Source organism: Streptomyces sp. NPDC057474 (assembly GCF_042802555.1).
Lineage (GTDB): Bacteria > Actinomycetota > Actinomycetes > Streptomycetales > Streptomycetaceae > Streptomyces.
Genome location: NZ_JBHVDX010000025.1, coordinates 26,828 through 45,819, shown reverse-complemented (window position 1 = coordinate 45,819; position 18,992 = coordinate 26,828). Strand labels below are relative to the sequence as shown.

The window sequence follows — 18,992 nt, the reverse complement described above, 5'->3', positions numbered from 1 at the left end:
TTTGCCGCCGAGGCGACACGGAGGACGGGGTGCAGCCCTCGGGGATGGGACGGGTAGGGACGGCGGGGACGCAAGGCCTTGGGCGTACGCCGGGCTAGGGACCGGTCCTCGCGGGCCCGTACAGCGCGTTCGGCGCGCCCGTCATCAGCGCCCAGTACCTGTCCCCGTACGACCAGTGCCACCACTCGGTGGGGTAGTTGACCAGCCCGGCCGTGGTGAGCGCCGCGCTCAGGGTGCGGCGGTTGCGGCGGGCGGTGTCGGAGATGCCGGGCGCGTCGGTGTAGCAGGCGTCGTCGCTCTCCTCGGGGCTGGCGTCGAGGCGGGTGCCCATGTCGAGTTCCTCCCCGGCGGCGGTGCACAGGGTGAGGTCGACCGCGGCGCCTGCGACATGCGGCCCGATCTCCGGCGGGGAGAGGGAACGGCTGGTCTGGACGTGGAGGTGCTCCTCGGTCCAGTCGGGGTTGGCGAGGCGCAGTTCGGCGGCGTACGCCTCGAAGTACTGGATCTGCAGGGCGAGCGGCCGGTACCCCTCGGTGACCAGCAGCCGCAGCCCGTCGGGGAGCAGCCGGGCGGCTCGGGCGAGGCGCCAGGCGACGCCCTCGCGGAGGTGCGCGTACGACCCCTCGGGGTCGGCCTGGCGGGAGTCGACCACCACGAAGGGCAGCTCCCTCAGGTCGACGAGGGGCTCACCGCACTCCTGGACCGGGACACCGGCGACCTCGGGGTCGCTCATGAGGATGATCGAAGGCATGCGTCGTCTTCCACCGGGCGGGAGGTGTGAGGCGGTGGGGTGCTTGGCAGCACCCCGGGGAGGGACCTGATCCCCTGATGTCCCTCCCCGGGGGCTTCCCCCCTTGAGTGGTGGTCTGCGGCCTGGCGCCGGGCTTTCCCCCAGCCCGTCCTGCTGTTCCGAACCCACTGTTGTCACGTTCCCACCGGTCCGTCCCCTGTGCGCTCCGGTGGGCCGACCGGCCGGGCGGTGGTCGCCCGGCCGATCCGTTGTTCCCCCGAGAACAACGAGAATGGCGCACTCCGCTGCAAGTTCTCTGCAAGTCCGCCGCAAGCGGGTTTCGGCCTGGCCGACCGGCGACCGACTGCCGGCCGGCGCCAGGAAACGCGGTCCCATTACGTAGCCGCGTACGCAATTCCACGGATCCCGCGCCGTGTTCCTCGCGCGGATGATGATCTTCCGCAGGGAGAAGGAGGATCCGGTGGCCCGTCGCACCAACACGTCGTGCCTGGGCATGGCCGTCAAGGTCTATCTGCTGCTGACCGTGTGGAACGCCGTCGGCTACGCGCTGGCGCTGCCGGTCGCCGTACCGGATCTGATGGCCGCACAGGACCCTCCGCTGCCACCGCTCACGGCCGGGCAGGACGCGGTCGTGTACGGCGTGCCCGTCGCGGTCGCGCTGGGTGTGGCCGCGTTCACCAGGTGGTCCCGGCCCAGCCCTTGGTGGGCCTACCTCTGCCACGCGGCGGTCGTGCTCGGGGCGAGCCGGGCGGCGGTGCTCTGGGCGGAGACCCGGTTCGACTCGGCGGTGTGGAGCTCCCGGACCCTGGCGCAGAGCGGGGCGGCCGGGCTCGCCGCGTTCCTCTGCCACCGGGCGGTCCGCTGGTGGGACGACGGCGGGCTCAACGGCGGCCGGCGCCGCCCCGCCCCCGGCGAGATCTGGCACGCCCTGGTGCCGTTCCGCGAGGCCACCGGCGAACGGCCCCACTACTGCGTGGTCATGCGGCCCCGCCTCCGCCATGTCGAGGTCCTCCAGATCACCAGCCAGGACAAGGACCACCGCGCCGATCACCTCCGCATCCCCAACGACGGCTGGGACCTCTCCTCCGGCAAGGCCCACTGGGTCGAGATCGGCCTGCCCCCACGGCTGGTCCCCTACGAGAAGTTCACCAACGCCCGGCCCAAGGGCCGCTGCCCGAAGCCGACCTGGCGACAGCTCCGGGCCCGCCGCCCGGCCACCGGCACGGCCCCGGCCCTGTGGTCGCGGATCACACGGGTCACACCCACGGCCATGGCTCGTGCCGTTCGCGGGCCTCGCAGGCGTTGAACACCTCCATGGCCTCGGCCCGCAGCGCGTCGGCGCCGGCCTGATCGCCGAGCGCGGCCCGCACGACGGACAGGTTGCGCAGGGCGCGGGCCCGGGGGAGGGGCAGGGCGAGGACGCCCCAGAGGTCGGCGGACGCGGCCAGCAGCCCCTCCGCGTCCGTCAGCCGGCCGTCGGCCAGCGCGCACTCGCCGAGCGTGCGCAGCGTCAGGGCCTCGCCGAAGCGGTCCTCGTGGACCCGGCAGACCTCCAGGATCTCGTGCAGTTCCGCCTCCGCCTCCCGGGTGTGTCCCAGCCGCAGCCGGGCCTTGGCCCGGGCCCGCAGGGCGTACGCCGCCATGTGCGGGTCGCGGAGGGCGCGCAGGATCTCCAGCGCCTGCTCGGCCACGCGCGCGGCCTCCTCGTACGCGCCGAGCGAGCGGTGCACCAGGCTGAGCGTGCGCAGCGCCAGGGCCTCGCCGCGTCGGCTGCCGAGCCGCCGGTACGCCCGCAGCGACTCGTCGAGCAGCGGGAACGCGCCCTCCTGGTCGCCGAGTTCGAGGCGTACGGAACCGCCGTACCGGCAGGCGACACCGACCCCGGTGTCGTCGCCGACCCGGCGGAAGCCGTCGGCCGCGTCGGTCAGGGCCCGCTCCGCGTCACGCAGTTCGCCCACCTCGCGGCAGGCGCTGCCGAGGCCGGCGAGGGCGGCGGAACGGCCGCGTACGTCGCCGAGTTCCGTGCAGATGCGCTCGGCCGTGCGGAAGTACTCCTGGGACTCGGCGATGCGGTCCTGTTCGTAGCGGAGTTGCCCCAGGCCGATGATCAGCAGGGCCTCGCCCGAGCGGTCCTCGGCGCGGCGGGCCGCCGCGAGTGCGGCGTCGTGGCTGCGCCACCAGGCGTCGAAGCGGTTGCTGATGGCGAAGGAGGAGGAGCACAGGGCGGCCGCCGCTTCACAGGCGAGGGTGTGCAGGCCCATGGCTGCCGCCCGCTCCACCGCGTTGGTGAGGGTGTCGGCCTCCGCGTCGAACCAGGCGAAGGGGTCTTCCAGGGCTCGGCGGGCGGTCTGTTCGCCCACAGGGGAGGTGTGCTCGGTTGCTTCGCGGCTGCCGGTTGTCCGTGGTTGCTCGCGCAGTTCCCCGCGCCCCTTCAGGGGCGCTCGTCTGAAACCCTGCCTCAAGATCACAGCACCCGAGGGCGCCGCCTCCGTCACCCGGTCCATCAGCCACAGACCGGCGGTCAACGCCCGCCCCACCGCCGCCGTGCGGTCGCCGACGGGGTCCTCGGCCTCCGCGCGTTCGGCGGCGTAGACGCGGACCAGGTCGTGCAGGCGGTAGCGGGGCTGGCCGACCTGGTCGGTGCCGGGGCAGTTGATCAGCTGGGCGTCCAGGAGGCGTTCCAGGATCTCCTCGGCCTCGTCCTCCGGGGTGCCGGAGAGCGCGGCCACCGTCCACACGGCGACGTCCGCCGAGCCCAGCGTGGCGATGCGGCGCAGTACGCGGCGGGCGCACTCGTCCAGTGCCTGATAGCTGAGGCCGAGGCCGGCCCGTACCTCCAGGTCGCCCACGGACAACTCGTCGAGGCGGCGGTGTTCGTCGGCGAGGCGCTCGGCGAGCACGCTGGGTGTCCAGTGCCGCCGCGTCGCCAGGCGCGCGCCCGCGATCCGCAGGGCCAGCGGCAGCCCCCCGCACAGCTCGACGATGCGCCGCGCCGCGGCCCGTTCGCGCGGGTCGTCCGGGGTGCGTTCCGGGCCGGTGACCCTGGTCAGCAGTTCGAGGCCGCGTGCGTCGTCCAGGACGTCGAGGTCGGTACGCAGGGCCCCGACGAGCCCGCCGAGCCGGGCCCGTGAGGTCACCAGGACCCCGCAGGTGGCGCTGCCCGGCAGCAGCGGCCGTATCTGGGCCTCGCCGTTCGCGTCGTCCAGGACCAGCAGGATCCGCCGCCCGGCGACGAGGCTGCGGAACAGGTCGCCGCGCTCGGCCGTGTCCTCCGGCGGGTCCGCGCCGAGCGCCCGCAGCAGCCGGCCCAGGACCTCGGCGGGCGGCACGGGCTCGCTGAAGCCGTGCAGTTCGGCGTAGAGCTGCCCGTCGGGATAGTCGCCGGCCACCCGGTGCGCGGCCTGCACGGCGAGCGCGGACTTCCCCACCCCGGCGGCCCCCGACACCACGACGACGGGCATCGCCTCCCGCTCGCCGGTCAACACCTCGACGACCTGTGCCAGTTCCTCCTCCCGCCCGGTGAAGTCCCCGATGGCGGGCGGCAGGAGGGATACGGGCCGGGGCGTGGCGGCGGCGGGCTGCGGAGCGGCGGTGGCTGCCGTGGAGGCGAGCAGGGTCGGGTCGGCCCGCAGGATGGCCTCGTACAGCCGCTTCAGCTCCGGGCCCGGGTCGAGCCCCAGCTCCTCGGCGAGGACGGCCCGCCCCTCCGCGTAGACGGCCAGCGCGTCGGCCTGCCGGCCCAGTCGGTACAGGCCCAGCATCAGCTGCCCCCGCGGCCGCTCCCGGGTCGGGCGGGCCTCGACCAGCGCGGTCAGCTCGGTGACCAGCTCCGCCTCGTGCCCGCCGGCCTCCAGCTCGGCGGCGATGCGTTCCTCCAGGGCCGCCTGCCGGGCCTCCTCCAGCCGCCCGGCCTCACCCCGCAGCGCCTCCCCGACCCCGCCGAGCGCCGGCCCGTGCCACAGCTCCAGTGCCTCCCGCAGCAGCCGGGCGGCCTCCGCGTGGTCCCCGTCGGCGGCGGCCCGTCGGCCCTCTGCCGTGCGCGTCTCGAACCCCGCCAGATCGACCCGTCCGACCCCGGGCCGCATCACATACCCCGGCGGCCGGGTCTCGATCGCCTCCGCCGCCTCGGCGGGCAACGCCCGCCGCAGCGCCGACACATACGTCTGCACCAGCGCCCGCGCGGTGCCCGGGGGCTCGTCCCCCCAGATCACGTCCACCAGCGCGTCCGCGGGCACCACCTGCCCGGCCCGCAGCAGCAGCACGGCCAGCAGCGCCCGCGGTTTCGGCCCGCCCAGCCGCAGGGGCCTGTCACCGTGCCACGCCTCGACCGGGCCGAGCAGTCGGAATTCCAGCTCCACGGGTCCCCATCTTCCGTGCTGTCGGACCGCCGGGACAGCGGTTGCTCACGCAACGTTCGACGCTCATGTACGCCGAGTGGTTTCCCATGACGCATGATGCGCCAGAGAGTTGTCGGAAAACGGGGGAACCAGAGGGAATCTTAGGTGGACAACGCGGAGATTCCCCACGTATGTGAGGACCACCTGTGGTGATGCCGTGGGAGAGCCGTGGCGCCGCCCGGGTGCCTGGCGGCCCGGGGCGGCGTGCCTCACGTTCGGCACCCGGGCCCCCGGACGGGTGAATTTCTGGTGACTCAGCGTGCCCGCGCCCTTTCGGCGAGTTTAGTGAATGCTAAACTCTAGGAGAGGCTGGAAGTTGGAAGAGCAGTGGGACGTCTACCTGACCGGCGAGGTGGATCAGTGGCTGAACGACCTTGAGAAGACCGACCCGGCTTCGTACGTGCTCGTCAACCAGGCGATCTGGATCCTCGCCTGTCACGGGCCGGCCGAGGGGCGGCCGCTGGTCGACAGGATCAACGGGTCGGTCTTGCACAATCTCAAGGAGCTGCGTCCGGGTTCGGCGGGACGGAGTGAGATGCGTGTCCTCTTCGTCTTCGATCCCTGGCGTTCCGCGATCCTGCTCGTGGCCGGAGACAAGTCGGGGAACTGGAGCGCCTGGTACGACGAGGCGATCCCATTGGCCGAGCGCTTGTACGCGGAATACGTGGCTGATCGGAAGAAGGAGTCGGAGCTGTGAACGGAGAGATCAGGTGGTCGGCCGCCGGACACCGTGAGCGGGCCGAAGAGCGGGCCGGTGGCAGGGACGCCTTCCTGGAGGGGGCCCAGCGCATGCTCGCCGAGGCCCGCGCCTGGCGGCTGGTCGACATGCGACGGGAGCGGGGCTACACCCAGGCCCAGGTGGCCGAGCGCATGGGCGTGAGCAAGGGCCGGGTGTCGCAGATCGAGAGCGGACAGGTCTCCGGCACGGATGTCGTGGCCAGGTACGTCGAGGCGCTGGGCGGCAGCCTGGTCATGGTCGCCGTCTTCGACGACGGGGAGTTGCGCAAGGTCGGCTGACCGCGGGTCACGGTCTTACCGGTGTAGAGGCATACGCCGCCTGCTTACCGGTGTACGGGATACGCCGCCTGGAAGGCCAGTCGCCGGTCGGCGTCGGTGCCGAGTGAGCCGAGCAGGTCGTCGAGGGCCAGGAACTCCTCCCATGCCGGTCTGCCGGTCGCCTCGGCCAGCCGCGCGACCACGAGGTCTTCGAGTTCGGACACCCGTTTGTTCTTCCACACCTTGTCGGCCACGCTGACCAGCAGGTCTTCGATTCCTGCCTCCGGCTCCGACCAGGCGGCATGGGTTCTGGCGAACCTGGCCAGTTCCGGCTCGACGCCATGGTCCAGCAGGAGTCGGCGCCCGGCCTCCTCGTGCGCGGAACCGGGCCCGGACAACTCACCGACGTACGCCGTCTTGCCGATGTCGTGCGTGGCCGCCCCGAACAGCACGGCCGTACGGTCGAACGACAGCTCCGGGTACCGCCGTTCCACCCAGTCGGCCAGTTCGTACGCCACATCGTGCACGAGCCGGAGGTGCGCCGTGAGCCGGGGCGGAGCGTCGAGGCTGCGCAGCAGGGTCGCGGCTCGCTCCGGCAGCGGGCGCAGCGGCGGTTCGACGGCATCGGCCAGTGGGTCGGTGGTGGTCACGCGGCCCAGTCTGCCCTCCGTCACCGCTTCGCATACAGCCATCGCCGGAGCAGCCTGCTGAGGAGTGGCATGACCACGAAGGTCAGAGTGGGGAGGAGGATGAGGGGAAAGACCGCCGCGCGCAGCGGCAGCGGCCAGGTGCCGGTGTGCGGGGTCACCAGCCACTGGATGAGCAGGGTGAACGGGTAGGCGCCGAGGAACGTCGTCAGGGCCATCTTCCAGCGCGGCGGGGCCTGCACGGTCGTGCCGGGCAGGTCGAACCAGGTCTCCATGCCGGTGGTGGACTGCCGCTCACTGCTCACCTCCGTGGCGACGCCGTCGATGCGCTCGTGCCAGCGTGCCCGCTCCTCGGAGGTCAGCCAGGCGCCGAGCCGCTCCGGATCGGAGAAGCGCAGCACCGCGTGGTACCGGTGCCCCTCCTCCGGCCGGAGCCAGGAGACCCCTTCGTTGCCGACGAACCGCGAGGCGCTGCGCGTCACGCCCAGCGTCCACTCCTCGAAGACGTCCTCCTTGCCGGGCCGCACCTGCCAGGTGAACACCGTGGTGATGGGCTCGCGGCACTGAACTCGCATGGTGTGCATGAGGACGTGTGCCACGTTCGCCGCCGCTCATGCATGGCCGTGCTGAGCGGTCACCCCGTCACGGCACCGACGAAGCGGGCCCAGGCGGCGGCGCCGACCACCAGGACGGGGCCGCCGGGCACCTTGCTGTCGCGGACGGGGACGAGGCCGGGGACTCCGTCGGCTACCTCGACGCAGCTGCCGCCGTTGTCGTCGCTGTGGCTGCTCTTGCGCCAGCGGGCGGCGCCAGAGAAGTCGTACGCGACTTCTACGCAGCTGCCGCCTTCGCCGTTGCTGTAGCTGCTCTTGCGCCAGCGGGCGTTGCTCAGGTCGTACTCGCGCATTGTCTGAAGTCCTCAGCCGCCGATTCGATCAGGGCGAGAGACGCCTCCGGCGACAGCGCGGCGCCCCTGATCAGATCGTATGCGCGCTGTGCGCGCTTCACCACCGTCGGGCTGTCCAGTAGGTCGCCCGAAAACGAGGTCTCTGTATAGAGGGTTGGCGGCGCGTCCTCGAACTCCATCAGTTGCATCATCCCCGCCATGGAGGCACACGCTCCTCCCGAATACTGGAGCACCATTGCCAGCAATCTCCGCGCGCGCCCCAGTGCGGCGATGTGATCCAACTGCCTTGCCATGGCCGCCGGACCGCCGACGGGAACCCGAAGCGTGGTCTCGTGCAGGATCGCCCAATACTCGGGCCTTGTAGCGTCCTTGAGGATGTGTGCTCGCTCTAGTCGCGCGGTCACCTTCTCCTCCACGTACTCATCCGTGACGAAGGGGTTGGCCGCCAGCGTCACCGCCCGTGCGTACTCCGCCGTCTGCAACAGCCCCGGAACCAACGTCGGCGCGAACTCACAGATCTTCGTCGCCGTCCGCTCCAACTCCACAACCGCCGCGAAGTAATCCGCGTACCGCTTGTCGTCGATCAGCTTTCGCCACGTGCGCTCGAAAAAGCCCTCGGTCTGCAGCTCCTCGTCAATCCGCTGCGCCACATCCAACTGAGGTCGGCGAATGGCCTGTTCGAACTGGCCGATATAGCCACCGGAGACGAAAACCCGCGACCCCAACTCCACCTGGGTCAGCGCCGCGTTCTCCCGGTGCCGCTTGAGCTCCGTACCGAAGAACTCCCACGCCGCCTGACGTGAACCATTGGCCATGGCCAACCCCTTTGTACTGCCGCGTACTTGTAGAGCACAGACTCCTGTCGAGTCTAGGCACAGAAGGTCACCATGGAGATGCGAAGAGTGAAACTGGGCCAGTCAGGGGAGCACCGTGAAGGCAGTGGGCGAAGGACCCGTGGGACGACACTCGGCGCGGTGCGTCGAAGAGGCGGAGGAAATGGTGGAGGAATTGCGGCGGGTACTCGCGAAGGCCGGAATTGTTTTGCCGTCATTGGGGATCGACCCGGCGAGTCTTGCGCGAGAGACACCTTGTCCGCTGGTGGTGTTGGGCGGCTGTTCCGTGGATGTCGCGGCCCGCCTGGCGGCGGCTCTGCGGTGAGTGCGCACGGGAAGGAGCCCCCGGTCGGCACGTACGCGGTCGACACCCGTACCGGAATGGTCGGCCTGGTGATGGGGCACGAGGGACCGTACATCCAGCTGAGACCCGTAGGAGGAGGAAGGGAGTGGGACTGCGCTCCCGAGACCGTACGGGCGGCGACGACCACGGAGCGGCTGCGCGCGGCGACGGCGTACGAGAACGCCCGCAGCCGAGGTGAGGTCCCTTGAAGGGGTGGCCGTAGGCGAGAATGGGCGGCATGAGCCTGTTCCGCGACGACGGCATCGTGCTGCGCACCCAGAAGCTGGGTGAGGCGGACCGGACCATGCTGTGTTCTCCCGGGGGACGACCCCCGTACCCCCAGCAGGAACCCCCCGGGGGTGCGCGATGAGTCTCTTTCGGGACGACGGCATCGTCCTGCGCACGCAGAAGCTGGGTGAAGCGGACCGCATCATCACCTTGCTCACCCGCGGTCACGGGCGGGTGCGGGCCGTGGCCAGGGGCGTACGGCGGACGAAGTCGAAGTTCGGGGCACGGCTCGAACCCTTCTCGCATGTGGACGTGCAGTTCTTCGCGCGGGGCAGTGAGCTGATCGGACGCGGGCTGCCCCTGTGCACCCAGAGTGAGACCATCGCACCGTACGGCGGCGGCATCGTGAGCGACTACGCCCGCTACACCGCCGGGACGGCCATGCTGGAGACGGCCGAGCGGTTCACGGACCACGAGGGCGAGCCCGCCGTGCAGCAGTATCTGCTGCTCGTCGGCGGGCTGCGCACCCTCGCCCGCGGCGAGCACGCGCCGCACCTCGTCCTCGACGCCTTCCTGCTGCGCTCGCTCGCCATCAACGGCTACGCCCCCAGCTTCGGCGACTGCGCGAAGTGCGGGCTGCCCGGACCGAATCGCTTCTTCTCCGTCGCGGCCGGCGGCTCCGTCTGCGTGGACTGCCGGGTGCCCGGCAGCGTCGTACCCTCGGCACAGGCCCTGGAACTCCTCGGCGCGCTGCTGACGGGGGACTGGGAGACCGCGGACGCGAGCGAGCCGCGGCACGTCCGGGAGGGCAGCGGGCTGGTGTCCGCCTATCTGCACTGGCATCTGGAGCGCGGCCTGCGCTCACTTCGGTACGTGGAAAAGTCGTAAGCACACAGTCGTAAGCACACAGTCGTCAGCACACAGTCGTCAGCACCACAGAGGAGACGAGAAGCACATGGTGGTACGCGGGTTCCTCGGGCGTCAGCGCCGCGAGCACAAGGCACCGACGCCGCACCCGTCCGGCGCCCGCGCGCCCAAGCTCCCCGGCGAGCTGGTCCCCAAGCATGTGGCGATCGTCATGGACGGCAACGGCCGCTGGGCCAAGGAGCGCGGGCTGCCGCGCACCGAGGGCCACAAGGTCGGCGCCGAGCGGGTGCTCGACGTCCTCCAGGGCTCGGTCGAGATCGGCGTCCGGAACATCTCGCTCTACGCCTTCTCCACCGAGAACTGGAAGCGCTCGCCCGACGAGGTCCGCTTCCTCATGAACTTCAACCGCGACTTCATCCGCAAGACCCGTGACCAGCTCGACGAGCTCGGCATCCGGGTCCGCTGGGTGGGCCGGATGCCCAAGCTGTGGAAGTCGGTCGCCAAGGAGCTCCAGGTCGCCCAGGAGCAGACCAAGGACAACGACCTGCTGACCCTGTACTTCTGCATGAACTACGGCGGCCGTGCCGAGATCGCCGACGCGGCCCAGGCCCTCGCCGAGGACATCCGCGCGGGCCGGCTGGACCCCTCCAAGGTCACCGAGAAGACCTTCGCGAAGTACCTCTACTACCCGGACATGCCGGACGTCGACCTCTTCCTGCGCCCCAGCGGCGAGCAGCGCACCTCCAACTACCTGCTCTGGCAGAGCGCCTACGCCGAGATGGTGTTCCAGGACGTGCTGTGGCCGGACTTCGACCGCCGTGACCTGTGGCGGGCGTGCGTGGAGTTCGCCTCCCGCGACCGCCGCTTCGGCGGCGCCATCCCGAACGAGGAGCTGCTCGCGATGGAGGGCCGGACGGAGGGCTGAGCGTTGGCGGAGGCCGGGGAGGAACAGGCCGGCCGGGCCGGGCATGCCGACCCGGTCGAGCTGGTGTACCGGGCGACGGCCGGGGAGTTCCGCGAGGCGCTACGGGCGTCGACGCGGGCCTCGGCCGTCGCGCGGTGGGGGAGGGGGCTGCTGCTCTTCTCCGGCGGGCTGGGGCTGATCCTGGCGGTGGTCCCCCTGCTGCTCGGCGTCGCGCCCGATCCCAAGGTCCTCGTGATGACGGCCGCGCCGGTACTCGGTCTGCTGGTCCTCCCGCGCCTCCAGGCCCGCCAACTCCATCGCCGGGCGGCGCTGCTCGGCACCCACCACACCGTGCTGGACCTGTGGGGCGTCACGGTCGAGCACGACCGGGGCACCGAACGGGCGGCCCGCTGGTCGCAGGTGTCCCGGTACGCGGAGACCCCGCGCACCTTCGTCCTGCTGAGCGGCGGCGTCCACACGCCCCGCCTCACCGTGCTACCGAAGCGGGGCCTCACGAGCCCCGCCGACGCCGACCGGCTCCGTGCCGTCCTCGACCGCGAAGGTCTGACCCGGGTGTAGCGCTCGGGGCCGCAGCAGAACGCCCGCTCGTAGCAGAGGGCGCGCCAAGCAGGAGATGCGCGACACGGCCACGCGGCTGGAGAAGCGGCTGCCGGGGCTGTTCCAGCAGATCGCCAAGGCTCCGAGAACGAGCCGGAGCGCTGCCTCGGCCGCAAGGCCCAGTAGCGCCTGGAGCGCCCAAGAGCACCTATAGCGCCTATAGCGCCTATAGCGCCTATAGCGCCTATAGCGCCTGGAGCGCTCAGGAGCCCCTACGAGGTCCAGGAGCCCCTACGAGGTCTTCGCCGCGCACTCCGCGCAGGTGCCGAAGATCTCCACCGTGTGGGCGACGTTCACGAAGCCGTGTTCCGCGGCGATCGCGTCGGCCCACTTCTCGACCGCCGGGCCCTCCACCTCCACGGCCTTGCCACAGGCGCGGCAGACGAGGTGGTGGTGGTGCTCGCCGGTCGAGCAGCGGCGGTACACGGACTCGCCGTCGGAGGTGCGCAGGACGTCGACCTCGCCCGCGTCGGCGAGGGTCTGCAGCGTGCGGTACACGGTGGTGAGCCCGACCGAGTCGCCCTTGTGCTTGAGCATGTCGTGGAGTTCCTGCGCGCTGCGGAACTCGTCGACCTCGTCGAGTGCCGCAGCCACGGCCGCCCGCTGCCGGGTGGAACGACCTCGTACAGGTCCAGCGGTCGTCACCGTTGCCTCCTCGCGTAGCGGTCTTGCGGGGGCCATTGTGCCAGCCCGCGCAGGCCCGGTGGGTTGCCGGGCGGACGCCGGTCAGCCGGCGGACCCCTCGACGGAGCCCCGGCTGGCCGGAACCGTATCCCTGACCACCCCCGCCCCGGCGGCCCCGCCGTCCTTCGGGATCACGCACTCCGCCGGGTCGCCGGCGGCCGCTTCCAGGGCCTTCGCACGTCGCCTGGCCAGCGGTGTCGCCAGCGCGGTGAGCACCATGAACGCGGCGATGGCGAGCAGCACGATCGTCGCGCCGGGCGGTACGTCCTGGTAGTACGAGGTGACCGTGCCGCCGATCGTCACGGAGACCCCGATGGCGACGGCGACCGCGAAGGTCGCCGCGAAACTGCGGGTGAGCTGCTGCGCGGCGGCGACGGGGACGACCATCAGCGCGGACACCAGCAGCAGGCCGACGACGCGCATGGCGACCGTCACGGTCACCGCCGCCGTGACCGCCGTCAGCAGGTTCAGCGCCCGCACGGGCAGGCCGGTGACCCGGGCGAACTCCTCGTCCTGGCTGACCGCGAACAGCTGCCGCCGCAGCGCCAGCGTCATCACGATCACGAACGCGGCCAGGACGCAGATCGCGGTGATGTCCTCCTGTGACACGGTCGACAGCGAGCCGAAGAGGAACGACATCAGGTTGGCGTTGGTGCCGCCGGGCGCGAGGTTGATGAGCATCACACCGCCCGCCATGCCGCCGTAGAAGAGCATGGCGAGGGCGATGTCGCCGCGCGTTCTGCCGTACCAGCGGATCAGCTCCATCAGCACGGCGCCGACCACGGCCACGAGCGTCGCCATCCAGACCGGCGACCACGACAGCATGAAGCCGAGGCCGACGCCCGTCATCGCGACATGGCCGATGCCGTCGCCCATGAGGGCCTGGCGGCGCTGGACGAGGTAGATGCCGATCGCGGGGGCGGTGATGCCGACGAGGACGGCGGCGAGCAGGGCCCGCTGCATGAAGGCGTAGTTGAGGATTTCCATCGCGAGTGCCTTCTCAGCTCAGCAGACCCGTACGGACGGGCTCGGTGCCCGGTGCCGCGTGCGGGTGTACGTGGTCGTGGCCGGGCAGCGCGTGCTGGCCGACCGCCTTCGGGGGCGGGCCGTCGTGGGTGACGCAGCCGTCGCGGAGGACCACCGCACGGTCGATCAGCGGCTCCAGCGGGCCCAGTTCGTGGAGGACCAGCAGCACCGTCGTGCCCTTCGCGACCTGCTCGCGCAGGGTCGCGGCCAGCACCTCCTGGCTGGCCAGGTCGACGCCCGCCATCGGCTCGTCCATGATCAGCAGCTCCGGTTCGGAGGCGAGGGCGCGGGCGATGAGGACGCGCTGGTGCTGGCCGCCGGAGAGGGCGTTCACCGAGTCCTTGGCGCGGTCCGCCATGCCGACCATGTCCAGGGCATGCCGGATCGCCTCGTGGTCGGCCCTGCGGAGGATGCCGAGGCGGGTGCGGGAGAGCCGGCCCGAGGCCACGATCTCCGTCACCGTCGCCGGGACACCGCCCGCCGCCGTCGTGCGCTGCGGCACGTACCCGAGGCGCCGCCAGTCGCGGAAGCGGCGCCGCGGGGTGCCGAACAGTTCGATCTCGCCGTCACTGAGCGGTACCTGACCGATCACCGTGCGTACGGCGGTGGACTTGCCGGAGCCGTTGGCGCCGAGCAGCGCGACGACCTCACCGCGGTGCACGGTGAGGTCGATGCCGCGCAGGACCGTGCGCGAGCCCAGTTCGGCGCGCACACCGCGCAACGAGATGACGGGCTCGGTCATGCCTGCTGCCTCCGGATGATCAACAAGGTCACTTGGCTCCCAGGGCTGTCCGGAGAGCCTTCAGGTTGGCTTCCTGGACCGAGAAGTAGTCCTTGCCGCGCGACTTCTCGGTGATGCCCTCGATCGGGTCGAGGACGTCGGTCCTGAGGTTCGCGTCGGCGGCGATGGTCTTCGCGGTCTTGTCGCTGACGAGTGTCTCGTAGAACACGGTGGTCACACCGTCGGCCTTCGCCATCTTCTCAAGTGCCTTGACCCGCGCGGCACTCGGCTCGGACTCGGGGTCCAGGCCGGAGATGGCCTCCTCGGTGAGGCCGTAGCGCTCGGCGAGGTAGCCGAAGGCGGCGTGGGTGGTGATGAAGACCTTGGTGTCGGTGTTCTTCAGACCGTTCTCGAACTGGTCGCTCAGCGCGCCCAGCTTCTCGACCAGGGCCTCGGTGTTGGTCTTGTAGGTGTCCGCGTGGTCCGGGTCGGCCTTCTCGAAGGCGGCGCCGACACCCTTGGCGATCTCCGCGTACTTCACGGGGTCGAGCCAGACGTGGGGGTCCTTGCCCTCCAGTTCCTCGTGCTCGTGGTCGTCGTGCTCGGCCGCGTGGCCGCCGACCTCGTTGCCGTGCTCCTCCAGGGCGGTCAGCGTGGCAGCGTCGATCTTCGTCTTGACCTCGGACTGCGCGACCGCGTCGTCGACGGAGGGCTGCAGGCCCTTGAGGTAGAGCGCGGCGTCCGACTCCTGGAGCGCCGCGGTCTGCTTGGCGCTGATCTCCAGGTCGTGCGGCTCCTGGCCGGGCTCGGTCAGACTGGTGACGTTCACGTACTTCCCGCCGATCTGCTCGGCGAGGAAGGCCATCGGGTAGAACGACGCGACGACGTCGAACTTGTCCGTGTTGCCTGCGGCGGCACTGTCGGTGGAGCAGGCCGAGAGAGTGGTGAGGCTCAGGGCGGCGGCCGCGGTCGCCGCCGCGGGTATCAGGATTCGTCGTCGTACTACGTTCATGACAGTCATTTTCATCTTTTCTGGAAACGATTGTCAACAAGCCTGGTGGTAAGCCCTTGGTAAGGCCTTTGTCCGGCTCTCGGCCGTCTCTGTCTCCGAACCGATTTGATCGGAGGGGAGGCCCCGCCGGTAACCTGAGGCATTCGCTCTGAAGCGCGTCCGCTTCCCTCCAGGAGCGCAGCGCTTCGTCGCCCGTCGTCGTAATGAAGAGAGCACCGTGGCCGCCGACAAGATCGACACCATCGTCAGCCTGAGCAAGCGCCGAGGCTTCGTATTCCCCTGCAGCGAGATCTACGGCGGCCAGAAGGCCGCCTGGGACTACGGACCGCTGGGTGTCGAGCTCAAGGAGAACATCAAGCGTCAGTGGTGGCGCTACATGGTGACGTCGCGCGAGGACGTGGTCGGTCTCGACTCGTCCGTCATCCTGGCCCCCGAGGTCTGGGTCGCCTCCGGCCACGTCGCCACCTTCTCCGACCCGCTCACCGAGTGCACCTCCTGCCACAAGCGGTTCCGCGCGGACCATCTGGAGGAGGCGTTCGAGGCGAAGAAGGGCCGCCTGCCGGAGAACGGCCTCGCGGACGTCAACTGCCCCAACTGTGGCACCAAGGGCCAGTTCACCGAGCCCAAGCAGTTCTCGGGTCTGCTCTCCACCCACCTCGGCCCCACCCAGGACACCGGCTCCGTCGCCTACCTGCGCCCCGAGACCGCCCAGGGCATCTTCACCAACTTCGCCCAGGTGCAGGTCACCTCGCGCAAGAAGCCCCCGTTCGGCATCGCCCAGATGGGCAAGTCCTTCCGCAACGAGATCACGCCCGGCAACTTCATCTTCCGCACCCGCGAGTTCGAGCAGATGGAGATGGAGTTCTTCGTCAAGCCGGGCGAGGACGAGACGTGGCAGGAGTACTGGATGCAGGAGCGGTGGAACTGGTACACCGGCCTGGGCATGCGCGAGGAGAACATGCGCTGGTACGACCACCCGGCCGAGAAGCTCTCCCACTACTCCAAGCGCACCGCCGACATCGAGTACCGCTTCCGGTTCGGCGGCAACGAGTGGGGTGAGCTGGAGGGCGTCGCCAACCGCACCGACTACGACCTCACCGCCCACTCCAAGGCCTCCGGCCAGGACCTGGCGTACTACGACCAGGACGCGAGCGAGCGGTACACGCCGTACGTCATCGAGCCGGCGGCCGGTGTCGGCCGCACGATGCTGGCGTTCCTCCTCGACGCGTACACCGAGGACGAGGCGCCCAACGCCAAGGGCAAGCTGGAGAAGCGGACGGTGCTGCGGCTCGACCACCGCATCGCGCCGGTGAAGGCGGCGGTGCTTCCGCTGTCCCGCAACTCCGAGTTGTCCCCGAAGGCGAAGGGGCTCGCGACGGCGCTGCGGCAGAACTGGAACATCGAGTTCGACGACGCGGGTGCGATCGGTCGCCGGTACCGGCGCCAGGACGAGATCGGTACGCCGTACTGCGTGACGGTCGACTTCGACACGCTCGACGACAACGCCGTGACCGTTCGTGAGCGTGACTCGATGAAGCAGGAGCGGGTTTCGTTGGACCAGATCGAGGGTTACCTCGCTGGGCGGCTTGTCGGCGCATGATGGTGGTTGCCGGGTTCGCGTCTGCCTGGCCTGGGTGATTGGCCGGCTGCGGGTTGTTCGTGGCTGGTCGCGCAGTTCCCCGCGCCCCTTGAGTGGGCCGGGGAACTGCGTGTTCACAGGTCCAGGTCGGCGAACAGGGCCGCGTGGTCCGAGGCCTGGTCGAGTTTCGAGGTGACCGTGGCGAAGGACTGGAAGGTCCTCGGGGCCCAGATGCCCCGGCGCTCCACGCCCACGTTCGTCACGAGGTCCCACAACTCCGGGGAGAACATGAGGTAGTCGAGCTTCTGCTCGTCGCGTTTGCCGGTGCCGTGGGTGCCCGGGGGGTTGGTGCCGTAGCTCTCGTGGGTCATGGCCTCGCGCAGGCCGGCGTCGAGGAGCAGCTCGATGGGGGGACTGGCGAGGGAGTCGTTGAGGTCGCCGGCCACCACGACCCGCGAGGAGCGTGCGAGGGCGGCTTCGTAGATCTCCCTGACCCGCTTGGCCTGGGCCTTGCGGCGCTTGTCGTTCTCGGAGGCCCTGCCGAAGCCCTTGCTCTTGAAGTGGTTGCCGAGGACCCACAGGGGTGCGCCGTCGACCTCCACCTCGAACTCGGGGCAGTCCCGGCTGAACACCGGGTTCCCGTTCTCGCCGGGATCGAAGATGTGCGACCGCACGGACGTGACCGGGAACCGGCTGAGGATGCCGACGTCGATGCCACGGCTGTCGTTGCCGTCGACGAGCAGGTTGAACGGGTACGGGTCGTGCCCCAGCGCGCCGCCCAGCACCTGGGTGTTGAAGCGGTCCAGGGTGAGCCGGTCCTCGACCTCGACGGTGAGCAGGATGTCCGCGTTCACCTCGGCTATCACCCGGCCGGTGTTCTCCACCGCGTCCCAGCTGATGTCGCCCCGCACCAGCTCGGCCCAACCGGACCACTTCGGCCGCCCCTTGGCGACGATCTTGACGACGGGACCTCCCGTCGGGGACACCGTGTAGAGCTTGGCGCCGCCACGGGGCTGGTTGACGAAGAACGGCCGGCGGCTGCCCGCGCCCGAGTCGTGCGCGTCGTGCTTCACGATCAGCTCGGCGATCCGCTCCTTGTCCGCCTCCTGGTAGATCTCCTTGTCGAGGAGACCGACCAGCTCGTTGAAGTCGTCCAGGATCTGCTTGCGCCGCTCGTCGTCATCGAGGCCGAACACCGTCGGCCGACGGAAGAGGTTCTCCGCGTTGAAGGTGGCGATACGGATGGTCATGCGCCCTCCTGGGGCCGCGCGGCCGGTGACGCGCTGACAGGCTGACAGACACCTCGAATTGTCCGAGAGCGGATGAATGGTGTCCAACGGAACGCCACGGAAACTTCCGTAGTTCCCGGAAAAAATCTCGTACGACCCACCAATCCGGACCTGTCCCGGTTCCGAAGGAGAGGCATACGGCCCGCAGGGGGCGGGCCGCGCATCTTCACGGGGGCGTATATGCGCAAGCAAGCGATCATCGGCGTACTCACGATGGCGGTGGCGATCGGGACGGTCGGCGCGGTCGGGGCGGGGGCGCTGGGCGGATCGTCCGCGGCGTCAGGGTCCGGGGCGGGCTCCGGGTCCGGGTCCGGGTCGTCGGGAAGTGACTCCTCCGGCACCGGAACCGGTGTCGAGTCCAAGGGCGGTGGCCTGGGCGGCGGGGCGCAGGTTCCCAGCGGGCTGAAGGCCATCGGCCTCACCGCCGACCAGCGGCTCGTCGCCTTCCGCGTCGACAAGCCCGGCGCCGCGCTGCCGCTCGGCAGGGTCGGCGGCCTCAAGGGCGACACGAAGCTCGTCGGCATCGACTACCGCGTCCAGAACAACAAGCTGTACGGCGTCGGCGACAAGGGCGGCATCTACACCATCCGCGAGGTGGGAGCCAAGGCCACCAAGGTCTCCCAGCTCACGGTCGCCCTCCAGGGCAAGGCGTACGGCGTGGACTTCAACCCCGCCGCCAACCGTCTCCGCGTGATCAGCGACACCGGCCAGAACCTCCGCCACAACCTCGACGACCCGCAGGGCGCCCCGGCCGCCGGCACCACGGCCGTCGACGGCACCCTCACCAACCCGCCGGTCCCGCCCGCCACGGCCGGTACCACCGCCCAGGGGGTCACCGGAGCGGCGTACACGAACAACGACCTCGACGCCACGACGGCGACCACCCTCTTCGACCTCGACACCGCCCTGGACCGGGTCTCGGTCCAGTCGCCGGCCAACGCGGGCAATCTCGCGCCCACCGGCAACCTCGGCGTCGACGCCCCGCTGAACTCGGGCTTCGACATCTACAGCTCGACGAGGAGCGGGGTGAACGCCGGGTACGCGGTGACGGGGGCGCGGGTGTTCAGCGTCGACCTGCTGACGGGGAAGGCGACTCCGACCGGGAAGTTCGGGAAGGGGCGGCAGGTGGTGGACTTGGCGATTCCGCTGCGGCAGGGGTGACGGCAGCCGAGGACCGGCACATGACAGCT

Annotated in this window: 21 protein-coding genes; 10 read left to right on the top strand and 11 right to left on the bottom strand. The window is 70.5% G+C overall.

Annotation, left to right across the window (positions count from 1 at the left end):
• Positions 1-94 precede the first annotated feature (94 nt).
• Entirely contained in the window at positions 95-751 is a 657-nt protein-coding gene (locus tag ACFU53_RS10245) for a M15 family metallopeptidase (RefSeq protein WP_383988614.1), read from the bottom strand.
• Positions 752-1,163: 412 nt separating this feature from the next.
• Here ACFU53_RS10245 and ACFU53_RS10240 point away from each other — a divergent pair, with 412 nt between their 5' ends.
• Positions 1,164-2,057, top strand: a complete 894-nt coding sequence (locus ACFU53_RS10240; protein WP_383988611.1) for a hypothetical protein — start codon at positions 1,164-1,166, stop codon at positions 2,055-2,057.
• Here the strand turns inward: ACFU53_RS10240 and ACFU53_RS10235 are convergent.
• Positions 2,008-5,109, bottom strand: a complete 3,102-nt coding sequence (locus ACFU53_RS10235) for a BTAD domain-containing putative transcriptional regulator (protein ID WP_383988609.1) — start codon at positions 5,107-5,109, stop codon at positions 2,008-2,010. The two genes, ACFU53_RS10240 and ACFU53_RS10235, sit on opposite strands and share 50 nt — an antisense overlap.
• A gap of 355 nt (positions 5,110-5,464) precedes the next feature.
• Here ACFU53_RS10235 and ACFU53_RS10230 point away from each other — a divergent pair, with 355 nt between their 5' ends.
• The gene (locus tag ACFU53_RS10230) at positions 5,465-5,845 is read left to right on the top strand and encodes a type II toxin-antitoxin system RelE/ParE family toxin (RefSeq protein ID WP_383988607.1); all 381 of its coding nucleotides are present in this window, start codon (positions 5,465-5,467) and stop codon (positions 5,843-5,845) included.
• Positions 5,842-6,165, top strand: a complete 324-nt coding sequence (locus ACFU53_RS10225) for a helix-turn-helix domain-containing protein (RefSeq protein WP_383988604.1) — start codon at positions 5,842-5,844, stop codon at positions 6,163-6,165. The genes ACFU53_RS10230 and ACFU53_RS10225 overlap by 4 nt, the downstream gene beginning before the upstream one ends.
• Before the next feature lie 44 nt (positions 6,166-6,209).
• Here the strand turns inward: ACFU53_RS10225 and ACFU53_RS10220 are convergent, their stop codons facing one another.
• From ACFU53_RS10220 to ACFU53_RS10205, 4 genes are read right to left on the bottom strand one after another with little or no spacing between them, the layout of a single operon-like run.
• Entirely contained in the window at positions 6,210-6,794 is a 585-nt protein-coding gene (locus ACFU53_RS10220) for an HD domain-containing protein (protein ID WP_383988601.1), read from the bottom strand.
• A 20-nt stretch (positions 6,795-6,814) separates the two neighbouring features.
• Positions 6,815-7,366: an antibiotic biosynthesis monooxygenase gene (locus tag ACFU53_RS10215; RefSeq protein WP_383988598.1), complete on the bottom strand. Its 552-nt coding sequence runs from the start codon at positions 7,364-7,366 to the stop codon at positions 6,815-6,817.
• Positions 7,367-7,425: 59 nt separating this feature from the next.
• Positions 7,426-7,698: a DUF397 domain-containing protein gene (locus ACFU53_RS10210; RefSeq protein ID WP_383988595.1), complete on the bottom strand. Its 273-nt coding sequence runs from the start codon at positions 7,696-7,698 to the stop codon at positions 7,426-7,428.
• The gene (locus tag ACFU53_RS10205; RefSeq protein ID WP_383988592.1) at positions 7,680-8,513 is read right to left on the bottom strand and encodes a Scr1 family TA system antitoxin-like transcriptional regulator; all 834 of its coding nucleotides are present in this window, start codon (positions 8,511-8,513) and stop codon (positions 7,680-7,682) included. Before ACFU53_RS10205 ends, ACFU53_RS10210 begins: the two co-directional genes overlap by 19 nt.
• Positions 8,514-8,852: 339 nt before the next feature.
• Between ACFU53_RS10205 and ACFU53_RS10200 the strand changes: the two genes are divergently transcribed.
• The 5 genes from ACFU53_RS10200 (at position 8,853) to ACFU53_RS10180 (ending at position 11,452) form a co-directional block, all read left to right on the top strand.
• On the top strand, positions 8,853-9,083 hold the full coding sequence (locus ACFU53_RS10200) for a hypothetical protein (protein WP_383988675.1): 231 nt from the start codon (positions 8,853-8,855) through the stop codon (positions 9,081-9,083).
• Between the two features lie 29 nt (positions 9,084-9,112).
• On the top strand, positions 9,113-9,244 hold the full coding sequence (locus ACFU53_RS10195; protein WP_383988589.1) for a hypothetical protein: 132 nt from the start codon (positions 9,113-9,115) through the stop codon (positions 9,242-9,244).
• Positions 9,241-9,990 (top strand): DNA repair protein RecO, encoded by a 750-nt coding sequence (gene recO, locus ACFU53_RS10190; RefSeq protein WP_383988587.1) that lies wholly within the window; start codon positions 9,241-9,243, stop codon positions 9,988-9,990. The genes ACFU53_RS10195 and recO overlap by 4 nt, the downstream gene beginning before the upstream one ends.
• 67 nt (positions 9,991-10,057) lie before the next feature.
• Positions 10,058-10,894: an isoprenyl transferase gene (locus ACFU53_RS10185; RefSeq protein WP_383988584.1), complete on the top strand. Its 837-nt coding sequence runs from the start codon at positions 10,058-10,060 to the stop codon at positions 10,892-10,894.
• A gap of 3 nt (positions 10,895-10,897) precedes the next feature.
• Positions 10,898-11,452: a YcxB family protein gene (locus ACFU53_RS10180; protein WP_383988580.1), complete on the top strand. Its 555-nt coding sequence runs from the start codon at positions 10,898-10,900 to the stop codon at positions 11,450-11,452.
• Positions 11,453-11,722: 270 nt separating this feature from the next.
• Here ACFU53_RS10180 and ACFU53_RS10175 read toward each other — a convergent pair whose 3' ends face one another.
• The 4 genes from ACFU53_RS10175 to ACFU53_RS10160 all read right to left on the bottom strand — a co-directional run bounded on the left by ACFU53_RS10175 (position 11,723) and on the right by ACFU53_RS10160 (position 14,934).
• Positions 11,723-12,136: a Fur family transcriptional regulator gene (locus ACFU53_RS10175; RefSeq protein WP_383988577.1), complete on the bottom strand. Its 414-nt coding sequence runs from the start codon at positions 12,134-12,136 to the stop codon at positions 11,723-11,725.
• Between the two features lie 81 nt (positions 12,137-12,217).
• Complete coding sequence (locus ACFU53_RS10170; protein ID WP_383988574.1) at positions 12,218-13,162, bottom strand: metal ABC transporter permease; 945 nt, start codon at positions 13,160-13,162, stop codon at positions 12,218-12,220.
• A 13-nt stretch (positions 13,163-13,175) separates the two neighbouring features.
• Positions 13,176-13,943 carry a metal ABC transporter ATP-binding protein gene (locus tag ACFU53_RS10165; RefSeq protein WP_383988571.1) on the bottom strand — a complete coding sequence of 256 codons (768 nt, stop codon included), beginning with the start codon at positions 13,941-13,943 and terminating at the stop codon, positions 13,176-13,178.
• A 28-nt stretch (positions 13,944-13,971) separates the two neighbouring features.
• The gene (locus tag ACFU53_RS10160; RefSeq protein WP_383988566.1) at positions 13,972-14,934 is read right to left on the bottom strand and encodes a metal ABC transporter substrate-binding protein; all 963 of its coding nucleotides are present in this window, start codon (positions 14,932-14,934) and stop codon (positions 13,972-13,974) included.
• 217 nt (positions 14,935-15,151) lie between these two features.
• Between ACFU53_RS10160 and ACFU53_RS10155 the strand changes: the two genes are divergently transcribed.
• The gene (locus tag ACFU53_RS10155) at positions 15,152-16,534 is read left to right on the top strand and encodes a glycine--tRNA ligase (protein WP_383988563.1); all 1,383 of its coding nucleotides are present in this window, start codon (positions 15,152-15,154) and stop codon (positions 16,532-16,534) included.
• 113 nt (positions 16,535-16,647) lie between these two features.
• On the opposite strand, the gene ACFU53_RS10150 is transcribed toward ACFU53_RS10155, so the two are convergent.
• Positions 16,648-17,763: an endonuclease/exonuclease/phosphatase family protein gene (locus ACFU53_RS10150; protein WP_383988560.1), complete on the bottom strand. Its 1,116-nt coding sequence runs from the start codon at positions 17,761-17,763 to the stop codon at positions 16,648-16,650.
• Positions 17,764-17,982: 219 nt separating this feature from the next.
• Here ACFU53_RS10150 and ACFU53_RS10145 point away from each other — a divergent pair, with 219 nt between their 5' ends.
• The gene (locus ACFU53_RS10145; protein ID WP_383988557.1) at positions 17,983-18,963 is read left to right on the top strand and encodes a DUF4394 domain-containing protein; all 981 of its coding nucleotides are present in this window, start codon (positions 17,983-17,985) and stop codon (positions 18,961-18,963) included.
• Positions 18,964-18,992: the final 29 nt, after the last annotated feature.

Bases quoted from the DNA above. Each gene is read 5' to 3' on its own strand.
- ACFU53_RS10245 (WP_383988614.1), bottom strand. From the start codon at position 751: ATGCCTTCGATCATCCTCATGAGCGACCCCGAGGTCGCCGGTGTCCCG.
- ACFU53_RS10145 (WP_383988557.1), top strand. From the start codon at position 17,983: ATGCGCAAGCAAGCGATCATCGGCGTACTCACGATGGCGGTGGCGATC.
- ACFU53_RS10215 (WP_383988598.1), bottom strand. From the start codon at position 7,366: ATGCGAGTTCAGTGCCGCGAGCCCATCACCACGGTGTTCACCTGGCAG.
- ACFU53_RS10165 (WP_383988571.1), bottom strand. From the start codon at position 13,943: ATGACCGAGCCCGTCATCTCGTTGCGCGGTGTGCGCGCCGAACTGGGC.
- recO (WP_383988587.1), top strand. From the start codon at position 9,241: ATGAGTCTCTTTCGGGACGACGGCATCGTCCTGCGCACGCAGAAGCTG.
- ACFU53_RS10205 (WP_383988592.1), bottom strand. From the start codon at position 8,513: ATGGCCAATGGTTCACGTCAGGCGGCGTGGGAGTTCTTCGGTACGGAG.
- ACFU53_RS10150 (WP_383988560.1), bottom strand. From the start codon at position 17,763: ATGACCATCCGTATCGCCACCTTCAACGCGGAGAACCTCTTCCGTCGG.
- ACFU53_RS10210 (WP_383988595.1), bottom strand. From the start codon at position 7,698: ATGCGCGAGTACGACCTGAGCAACGCCCGCTGGCGCAAGAGCAGCTAC.
- ACFU53_RS10195 (WP_383988589.1), top strand. From the start codon at position 9,113: ATGAGCCTGTTCCGCGACGACGGCATCGTGCTGCGCACCCAGAAGCTG.
- ACFU53_RS10185 (WP_383988584.1), top strand. From the start codon at position 10,058: ATGGTGGTACGCGGGTTCCTCGGGCGTCAGCGCCGCGAGCACAAGGCA.
- ACFU53_RS10170 (WP_383988574.1), bottom strand. From the start codon at position 13,162: ATGGAAATCCTCAACTACGCCTTCATGCAGCGGGCCCTGCTCGCCGCC.
- ACFU53_RS10160 (WP_383988566.1), bottom strand. From the start codon at position 14,934: ATGAACGTAGTACGACGACGAATCCTGATACCCGCGGCGGCGACCGCG.